Origin of the sequence: Nonomuraea sp. NPDC049152, from assembly GCF_040648355.1 — a bacterium.
Classification (GTDB): Bacteria; Actinomycetota; Actinomycetes; order Streptosporangiales; family Streptosporangiaceae; genus Nonomuraea.
The window spans coordinates 1-9,111 of sequence record NZ_JBEZDO010000070.1; the positions used below are offsets into that span (position 1 = coordinate 1).

5 protein-coding genes are annotated in these 9,111 nt (G+C 68.7%); 1 reads left to right on the plus strand and 4 read right to left on the minus strand.

What is annotated here, in order from left to right:
• Window positions 1-120: 120 nt before the first annotated feature.
• Window positions 121-1,656: a M28 family metallopeptidase gene (locus tag AB0B45_RS50985; protein WP_358146222.1), complete on the minus strand. Its 1,536-nt coding sequence runs from the start codon at window positions 1,654-1,656 to the stop codon at window positions 121-123.
• A gap of 105 nt (window positions 1,657-1,761) precedes the next feature.
• Complete coding sequence (locus tag AB0B45_RS50990) at window positions 1,762-3,069, minus strand: M28 family metallopeptidase (RefSeq protein WP_358146224.1); 1,308 nt, start codon at window positions 3,067-3,069, stop codon at window positions 1,762-1,764.
• Window positions 3,070-3,279: 210 nt separating this feature from the next.
• Here AB0B45_RS50990 and AB0B45_RS50995 point away from each other — a divergent pair, with 210 nt between their 5' ends.
• On the plus strand, window positions 3,280-5,655 hold the full coding sequence (locus tag AB0B45_RS50995; protein WP_358146226.1) for a lysylphosphatidylglycerol synthase transmembrane domain-containing protein: 2,376 nt from the start codon (window positions 3,280-3,282) through the stop codon (window positions 5,653-5,655).
• A gap of 107 nt (window positions 5,656-5,762) precedes the next feature.
• On the opposite strand, the gene mgrA is transcribed toward AB0B45_RS50995, so the two are convergent.
• The gene (gene mgrA, locus AB0B45_RS51000; RefSeq protein ID WP_358146228.1) at window positions 5,763-6,758 is read right to left on the minus strand and encodes an L-glyceraldehyde 3-phosphate reductase; all 996 of its coding nucleotides are present in this window, start codon (window positions 6,756-6,758) and stop codon (window positions 5,763-5,765) included.
• Window positions 6,755-8,842 carry a S9 family peptidase gene (locus AB0B45_RS51005; RefSeq protein WP_358146230.1) on the minus strand — a complete coding sequence of 696 codons (2,088 nt, stop codon included), beginning with the start codon at window positions 8,840-8,842 and terminating at the stop codon, window positions 6,755-6,757. Before AB0B45_RS51005 ends, mgrA begins: the two co-directional genes overlap by 4 nt.
• Window positions 8,843-9,111: the final 269 nt, after the last annotated feature.

Consider the following 9,111-nt stretch of genomic DNA (forward strand, 5'->3'; position numbering starts at 1 on the left):
GCGGGGGGCTCCGCCCCCGCTACTTCGGCTTTGTAAACATCCCCGACGACTATCCGGTGGCCCCCCCCCCGCCCCCCCCCGCGGGGCCCCGGGCCCGGCCCGGGGGCCCGCCGGTGAGGTCTAGCTCAGCTCGGCCTTGTCGTGGCCGTGGCCGTGGCCGTCGCCGCTGACACGCGCTACGGCGGTCCTGCGCGGATCGGCCGTGCGGATGCCGTCGACGGCGTCCGCGCTGTAGGCGTAGGTGCCCATCAGCGTGGCGATCGCGTCGGAGTTGACGTCGAGCGCGGTGTCGTCGATGTTCTTGATCGTGTCGCAGGGGGCGTGGTAGCAGGGGTCGTACTCGACCCCCGCGGTGCCGCCCCAGATCCTGGCCTCTTCCTCGGTCTTGATCTTCTCCGCGCCGGTGAACAGGCCGCCGCCGGGGATGCCCGCGTCGATGAAGGCCTTGTAGTCCGACCTGCCGTCGAACTCGCTCGCCTTGTACGGCAGGCCGCGCGAGGTGTAGAAGGCCTGGAAGTCCTTCTCGATCCGCGCCGAGCCTTCGGGGCCCGGGGTGCCGAACACGTCGCCGTCGCCGTCGTACACCTCGTAGGTGAAGTTCGGCGAGGCGATCATGTCGAAGTTGAGGTAGAGGGCGATCTTCGCCTTCTCCTCCGCGGACAGGTTCGCGACGTAGTGGTTCGAGCCGAGCAGCCCGAACTCCTCGCCGCCCCAGAAGCCGAAGCGGACCTTGTTGGCCGTCTTGTGCCCGGCCATCCGCAGCGCCACCTCCAGCACGCCGGCGGTGCCCGAGCCGTTGTCGTTGATGCCGGGCCCCGGCTGGACCGAGTCCAGGTGCGCGCCCGCCATCACGACGTTGTCGTCGTCGCCCCACCGCGACTCGGCCAGCACGTTGTAGCTGGTCCTCGTCTCGACCAGCTTGTCGAACGACAGCTTCACCGTGGTGCCCGGCTTGGTCGCCAGCTCGTTGCCGACGCCGAAGCTGGTGAAGAAGACCGGCACGGGAACGTTCTCCCCGATGGCCGGGTTGACCCGCGCCGTCGTACGGCCCGGCTGCCCCTCGTTGAAGAGGATCACCGCCGAGGCGCCCGCGGCGACCGCGTTGGCCACCTTGTCCGCGAACCCGCAGGTGCCACGCTGGACGAGCGCGATGTCGCCCCTGGTGAAGCCCGCGAAGTCGGCCGCCTCGCACCCCGAGGTGGAGCCGGGCGTCGCGGGCGGCGGCAGCACCACGTCGACCGGCTGCACCCGCGCCGTCACCGCGCCCGCGGCGCTGGCGCCCACCTCGTTGAACTCCGTCACGTGGGCGAACGACTTGGGCTCGGGGGCGGTCCGCTGCAGGACCGGCGGCGTCTTGTAGCCCTCGAACTCGAACTCGAACGGCTGGATCGTCACCTTGTAGCCCGCGAGCCGCAGTGCCGTGGCCACGTAGTCACGCGACAGGTCATACCCGCGTGTGCCGTCCACGCGGGTATTGCCATTAGCCTTTCCGATGAGGTCAAGCACTTTCAGATGACGCTTGACGTTCTCGCCCTTGACCGCCCGCACCAGCTTGCGAACCGAATTGCCCGGCGAGTCGGCCTGAGCCGTGCCGGTGAACGCCAGCGGTGCGATGAGAACGGCGGCCAGCAGGCCCTTGCCCAGGCGGGAACGCACCAGTGCTCTCCTCGGAAAATGAAAATGATTGTCCGTGACGGCTAAGCGCATGCTCGGAAAGGTATATTGACAGCCCTTTATCGGAAAGGTCCCGAAGGCATTTCGTTACCTACGCCAGGCGAACTCGGTTATCACCGTCGCGATCGCGTCCGCGGATACGTCCAGCGCCGTCGTGTTGATGTTTTTCATCGTGTCGCAGGCCTGGTGGTAGCAGGGGTCCATCGGGGCGCCCGCCGTACCGCCGAAAAGCTCGGCCTCGCGCGGCGACTTCTGGGCCTCGGCGCCGGTGAAGAGCCCGCCCGCCGGGATCCCCGCCTCGATGAACGGCCTGTAGTCGGAACGCCCGGAGAAGTCCGCCGACGTGTACGGCAGCCTGCGCCCCACGAAGAACCGCACGAACGCCTGCTCGATCTCGGCCGACCCTCGCGGTCCAGGCCCCGAGCCCACCCTGTCGGAGTCGTCGCCGTCGTAGATCCCGTACGTGTGGTTGGGCGAGGCGATCATGTCGAAGTTCAGGTACATCTTGATCTTCGCGCGATCCTCAGGCGAGAGCGAGGCCACGTAGTGCCTCGATCCGAGCAGCCCCAGCTCCTCGGCGCCCCACCAGGCGAAGCGCACGGCCCTGGGCGGTTGGTAGTCGGCCATCCTCAGCGCGATCTCCAGGAGAGCCGCGCTGCCCGAGCCGTTGTCGTTGATGCCGGGGCCCTGACGCACCGAGTCGAGGTGGGCGCCGACCATCACCACGTCGTCGGTGGCGCCCGACTTGGTCTGCGCGATCACGTTGCTCGTGGTGTACCGCGAGCTCTCGGTTCTGGTCGTGACCCTCACCTGACGGCCCCGCGCCACCGTCGCGCCGGTCGCGGAGTCGACGCCGACCACGGGGATGCGCTGCGGAACGCCGGCGTTGCCGGAGAACAGGCCGCTGGGGCTCACCACGACCAGCGCGCCCGCGCCGGCCGCGGTGGCGTTGGCGGCCTTGGTGGCGAACGTGCAGCCGCCCCTGTCGACCACCGCGATCGCGCCCGACTCGAAACCGCCGAAGTCGGTGTTCAGGCAGCCCGTGCCCACCTTGCGCGGACGGCCCGTCACGTCGCCGTTCGCCGAATAGGTCAGTGTCGCGATCGTGCCGGCGTCCTTGCCGTCCACCGCGAGCCGTGCGGGGTACAGCTCCCTGTATTGATCGAACCGGAACACCTGCCGCTCGACCGTGTATCCCGCCGCGCGCAACCGCGCGGCGACATAGTCCGCCGAGGCGTCGTAACCGGGAGTTCCCGCCGCCCGGGTTCCGCCGTGGGCGTCGGCGATCGCCTGGAAAGCCCGCAGATGGCTGAGAACGTTATCGATCGTCACGTCGTCTGCGAGAGAGGCTCCCGGGGCGGCGACCGCCAAGGCGACGAGGAAATGCATGATCATGCCGCTTAGGGTGGCAAGCTTTGTCCACCGGGTATGGGATGGCACGTCGTTGCTGGCAGAGACGTTACCCGGTGCAGTGGCCGCAGTGGGGATTGTGGACACTGGAACCCAAAGATCGCACGCTCGCGCGGGAAAGGTGCAGAATCGCTGTCGGTGTCAGACATCAGGGAAAGCGAGAAATCGGCGGACTCCGTGGAGGAGCATCCAGTCGTGTCTGAAGCACGCGACGAACCGGTCTTCGTCGTCGAACCACTCCTGCCCCAGCGGCTGCGCCGCCCGTCGGACGCGCTCCGCTTCCTGGCCACTCTGCTGGTCCTCACCGCGGTCATCCTGATCATGCTCGTGGCCCAGCAGACGCTCATCGGCCTCGAACAGGACGTCACCCAGGGCACCGACCGCGCCCCCGCCCTCCTGGCCGGCATCGCCACCTTCCTGAGCGGCGCCGCCGTCCTGGTCGTCCCCGCCGCGTTCGCCGTCGAAAGGGTCTTCCACCGCGACGGCCTGCGGGTCGCCGAGGGCCTCGTCGCCGCCATCATCGGCATGGCAGGCTCCTACCTGATCGGCCAGTGGCTGGTCACGGGCGGCCCCGACGACCTGGCCACGCTGCTGACCGGCGGCCGCGACCTCGAACCGCTCAACGCGCTGCTCAGCTCCGTCATCGCCTACGCCACGGCGGTCCGCATCTCCAGGCGGCCCACGTGGCGCGCGCTCATGTGGACGGTGACCGCGCTGTCCATCTTCGCGCTGTTCACCGGCAAGCAGATCACCCTGCCGAGCGCGATCGTGACCCTCCTGTTCGGCATGGCCGTCGGCTTCGGCACGCTGTACGGCGTCGGCAGCCCCAACACCCGCCCGCCGGGCAACGCCGTCATCGCCGCGCTGCGCAAACTGTCCTTCACGCCCGTCTCCGCCAGGCGCATCGACGACGACCACCAGGGCAGCCGCCGCTACGCCATCGGCCTGTCCGACGGCAGCAGCCTCGACGTCGCCGTGCTCGACCGCGACCGCCAGGTGGCGGGCCTGCCGTACCGGCTGTGGCGGCGGATCAGGCTCAACTCGGAGACCAGGCGGCGGGCCATCCGCTCGCTGCGCGCCGAGCTCGAACGCGAGGCGCTCATGGCCTACGCGACCCAGGCGGCGGGCGCCAACACCCCGCGCCTGCTCGGCACCACCGAGATCGGCACCGAGGCCGCGCTCCTCGTCTACGAACACCTGGAGACCCGCACCCTCGACGACGTCAAGAACAGCGAGCTCGACGACGACCTGCTGGCCCAGATCTGGGAGCAGGTGCTGCTGCTGCAGATGCAGCGCCTGGCGCACCGGCGGCTGACCGGCGACAGCATCCACCTCGACCGCGAGGGCCGCGTCGTCCTCACCGACCCGCGCAGCGGCGAGGTCGCGGCGGGCGACCTGCTGCTCCGCATCGACATCGCCCAGCTGCTGACCTACCTCGCGCTGCGCGTCGGCGCCGAGCGCTCCGTCAAGGCCGCCGCGGCCGTGCTCGGCCCCGACGCCCTCGCCGGCGCGCTGCCCCTGCTCCAGCGCATCGCACTGACCAGGCAGACCAGGTCGGCGCTGAACAGGAAGAAGGACCTGCTGCCCGCCATCCGCGAGCAGATCGAGGCGCTGACGCCGCAGGCCGAGGTCGAAGAGGTACGGCTGGAGCGGTTCAAGCCGCGGACCCTCGTCACCATCATCGCCAGCACCCTCGCCGCCTACTTCCTGCTGTCGCAGCTCAGCCAGGTCAACCTGCTCCAGGTCATCACCACGGCCAAGTGGGAGTGGGGCATCCTCGCGCTGTTCGCCTCGGGGCTCAGCTTCGTCGCCGCCGCGCTCATGATCAGGGGATTCGTGCCCGAGCCGCTGCCGCTCGGCCGTACCGTGCTCGTGCAGTTCGCCTCGTCCTTCGTCAAGCTGGTCACCCCTCCGGCGGTGGGCGGCGTCGCGATCAACACCCGCTACCTGCAGAAGCGCGGGGTGCCGCCCGCGCTGGCCGTCGCCAGCATCGGCGCCTCCCAGGTGATCGGCCTGGCCAGCCACATCGCGCTGCTGCTGCTGTTCGCCTACATCACCGGGTCGAGCGCCACCACGTCGTTCACGCCCTCGCGCGGGCTGCTGGCCGTGGTGCTGGCCGTCGCCGTCCTCATGGTGGTCGTGCTGGGCGTGCCGCGGCTGCGAAGGATCATCACCAAGCGGCTGCGCTCGCTCTTCGCCAACGTCGTGCCGCGCCTGCTCGACGTGCTGCAGTCACCCCGCAAGATCGCCGAGGGGTTCGGCGGCATCCTCTGCCTGTCGCTGGCGTTCGTGGTCTGCCTGTACGGCTGCGTGCGCGCCTTCGGCGGCGAGACGAGCTTCACCACGATCGCCGTCGTCTTCCTGACCGCCAACGCGATCGGCTCGGCCGCGCCCACACCTGGCGGTCTGGGCGCGGTCGAAGCGTCGCTGGCCGTCGGCCTCACGGTGGCGGGAGTGCCCGCGGAGTACGCGACCTCCTCGGTGCTCCTCTATCGGCTGCTCACGTTCTGGCTGCCGGTGCTGCCGGGCTGGGCCTCCTTCACCTACCTCCAGCGGCACGAGGCCTTGTGAGCGAGCGGAGCGAGGGAGCCAGGCGGCACAGCATCTTGATCACGAGGGCGACGAAGTCGGCCTTGTGAGCGAGCGGAGCGAGGGAGCCAGGCGGCACAGCATCTTGATCACGAGGGCGACGAAGTCGGCCTCGTGATCTTGTCGATCCGCTCGAGCTCATCCTCGGTGAAGGCGGGCCCGTCCACGCAGGCCAGATTGTTCTCCAGCTGAGCCACGCTGCTCGCGCCGATCAGGACGCTGGTCACCCTCGGGTCCCTCAGCACCCAGGACAGCGCCATCTGCGCCAGCGACTGCCCGCGCGCCCCCGCGATCTCGTTGAGGTCGCGGGCCAGGTCGCGGTCGATCCTGTCGGCCGACAGGAACCTGCTCGTCGCCGCCCGCGAGTCCGCGGGCACGCCGTCCAGATAGCGGTCGGTCAGCAGGCCCTGGGCGAGCGGGGAGTAGACGATGCAGCCGATGCCCTCCTCCTCCAGCGTGTCCAGCAGCCCATCCTCGATCCACCTGTTGATCATCGAGTACGACGGCTGGTGGATCAGCAGCGGTGTGCCGAGCTCGCGCATGATCCGCGCCGCCTGCGCGGTCTGCTCGGCCGAGTAGTTGGAGATGCCCGCGTACAGCGCCTTGCCCGAACGCACCGCCCTGTCCAGCGCGCCCATCGTCTCCTCCAGCGGCGTCTCGGGGTCGGGACGGTGGCTGTAGAAGATGTCCACGTACTCCAGTCCCATTCGCTGGAGCGACTGGTCGAGGCTGGCCAGGACGTACTTCCTCGAGCCCCATTCCCCGTACGGCCCAGGCCACATGTCGTAGCCCGCCTTGGTCGAGATGACCAGCTCGTCGCGGTACGGCCGGAAGTCCTGGGCGAAGATGGCGCCGAAGTTCCGCTCCGCCGAGCCGTACGGCACGCCGTAGTTGTTGGCCAGGTCGAAGTGCGTGACACCGCGGTCGAAGGCGGCGCGCAGGATGGACCGCGAGTTCTCGATCGGCCGGTCGTCGCCGAAGTTGTGCCACAGGCCGAGCGAGACCTGAGGCAGCTTGAGCCCGCTCCTGCCGCTGCGGACGTAGGGCGTCTTCTCGTAGCGGTCATCCGCCGCCGCGTAGCTCACTTCGTTCCCCTTTCGATGATCCAGGACAGTGCGAACGCCTCTTCCCTCCAGGCGTCGTAGCGCCCGCTGCGCCCGCCGTGGCCCGCGCCCATCTCCGTCTTCAGCAGGAAAGGCCCGCCCTCCGCGGTCGCCCGCAGCCGCGCGACCCACTTGGCCGGCTCGTGGTAGAGCACCCTGGTGTCGTTCAGGCTGGTGATCGCGAGAATCGGCGGGTAGGTCTTCGCCTCGACGTTCTCGTAGGGGGAGTAGCCCTTCATGTAGGCGTAGACGTCGGCGTTGTGCAACGGGTCGCCCCACTCGTCCCATTCGATCACGGTCAGCGGGAGCGACGGGTCGAGGATGGTGTTGAGGGCGTCGACGAACGGCACCTCGGCCACCACGCCGGCGAACTCCTCTGGGGCGAGGTTGGTCACCGCGCCCATCAGCAAGCCACCCGCCGAGCCGCCTCTCGCGATGATCCGCTCGCTCCAGCCGGACGCCTTGAGGTGCCTCGCCGCGGCGACGAAGTCGGTGAAGGTGTTCTTCTTCCTGGTGAGCTTGCCCTCCTCGTACCATCTGCGGCCCATCTCGCCGCCACCCCTCACGTGCGCGACCGCGAACGCGAAACCGCGGTCGAGCAGGCTGAGCCTGGCGACGGAGAAGCTCGGGTCGATCGAGGTCTCGTAGCTGCCGTAGCCGTACAGGACGGTGGGGGCGGGCTTGGCCGCGTCCTTCCTCTTCACGATCGAGATCGGCACCTTGGTGCCGTCCTCCGCGGTGGCCCACTCCCTGAACTGCTCGTAGTCGGACGGGTCGTAGCCGCCGAGCACGGGGCGCTGCTTGAGGAGGATGAGCTCGCGCGTCTCGAGGTCGTAGTCGTAGACGCTCGGCGGGGTGACCATGCTCGTGTAGCCGAGGCGCAGCCGCTCGGTGGTGAACTCGGGGTTGCCCGCGGGCGCCACGTCGTAGAGCGGCTCGGGGAACTCGATCTCGTAGGGCTCGCCCTTGGGAGCCGCTTCGCCCTGGTCGCCGTTCAGCGGGTAGGGGAGGATGCGGATGCCGGTCAGGCCGCTGCGGCGGAAGTGGACGACCGCGTGGGTGGCGAACGCGTCGATCTCCAGCAGGCGGGTGTCCTCGCGATGCTGGATGAGCGGGGTCCAGACGCCCGGGTCGTCGAGCGGGGCGGTGGCGAGCTCGAAGTTCTCCGCGTGCTCGTTGTGGAGCACGAAGAAGCGGTCGCCCGCGTGCTCGACGCCGTACTCGACGCCCGTCACGCGGGGGCGCACGATTCTGAACTCGCCGGTCGGGTCCTCGGCGTCGAGGATGCGGACCTCACTGGTGATCTTGCTGCCCGCACCCATGACCAGGTACTTCTCGCTGCGGGTCAGGCCGATGCCGACCCAGAAGCGCTCGTCGGGCTCCTCGTACACCAGCACGTCCTCCTCGGCGTCGGTGCCGAGGGTGTGGCGGTAGACCTGGAAGGGGCGCCAGGCGTCGTCGACCCTGGTGTAGAAGAACGTGGTGCCGTCGGCCGACCACGCGCCGCCGTAGAAGACGCCGGCGATCTCGTCCGAGAGCTTCTCGCCCGTCTCCAGGTCCTTGAACGTCAGCGTGAACCGCTCGTCGCCCTTGTAGTCGGTGGAGTAGGCGAGGAGCTTGCCGTCGGGGGTGACGGCGCTGGTGCCGATCGAGAAGAAGTCGCTGTCGCCGGCCAGCTCGTTGCCGTCAAGCAGGACCTGCTCACCGGGGAGCGTGCCGTCGGTGGTGATCACCGGCGGCGTGTCGCCGTCGGCGGGAACCCGGCAGGAGATGCCGTACTGCTTGCCCTCGTGGGTGCGGGAGAAGTACCACCACGCGCCCTTGCGGCTGGGGACCGACAGGTCGGTCTCCTGGGTACGGCCCTTGATCTCCTGAAAGACCTGCTCCTGGAGCACTTCCAGGTGGGCGGTCTCCTGCTTGAGATATTCGTTCTCCTGTTGGAGATAGGCGATCGTGTCAGGGTCTTCCTTGTCGGTGAGCCACGCGTACTCGTCGATCACGGTGTCGCCGTGATGGGCACGCTCGCTCGATACCTTCTTCGCCAGAGGCGGGATGTGGCTGCTCACCTGGCCGAGTCTACGTTTCACGTCTCGAGCGGTCTGGAGCGCTGCTAATCTTTAGGAACCGACGCGGTGCGGCGCAACCACCTGGTGGTGAAGCCGTCAGGCGTCGGAACCCCCAACAACGCAGCGGTTCTGAAGATCGGTTTGTGAATCGGTCGGAGGGCTGGTAAGTTAGAGGGGTTGCCCCGGAAGCGGGGTGGTCGAGATTGTAGCCAGGTTGACCGGTTTGACAGCAAATCGGGCGAAATGGTAAAGTTAAGACATAACGAAGC

Coding starts and splice junctions, on each gene's coding strand:
- AB0B45_RS50990 (WP_358146224.1), bottom strand. CDS start 3,069: ATGATCATGCATTTCCTCGTCGCCTTGGCGGTCGCCGCCCCGGGAGCC.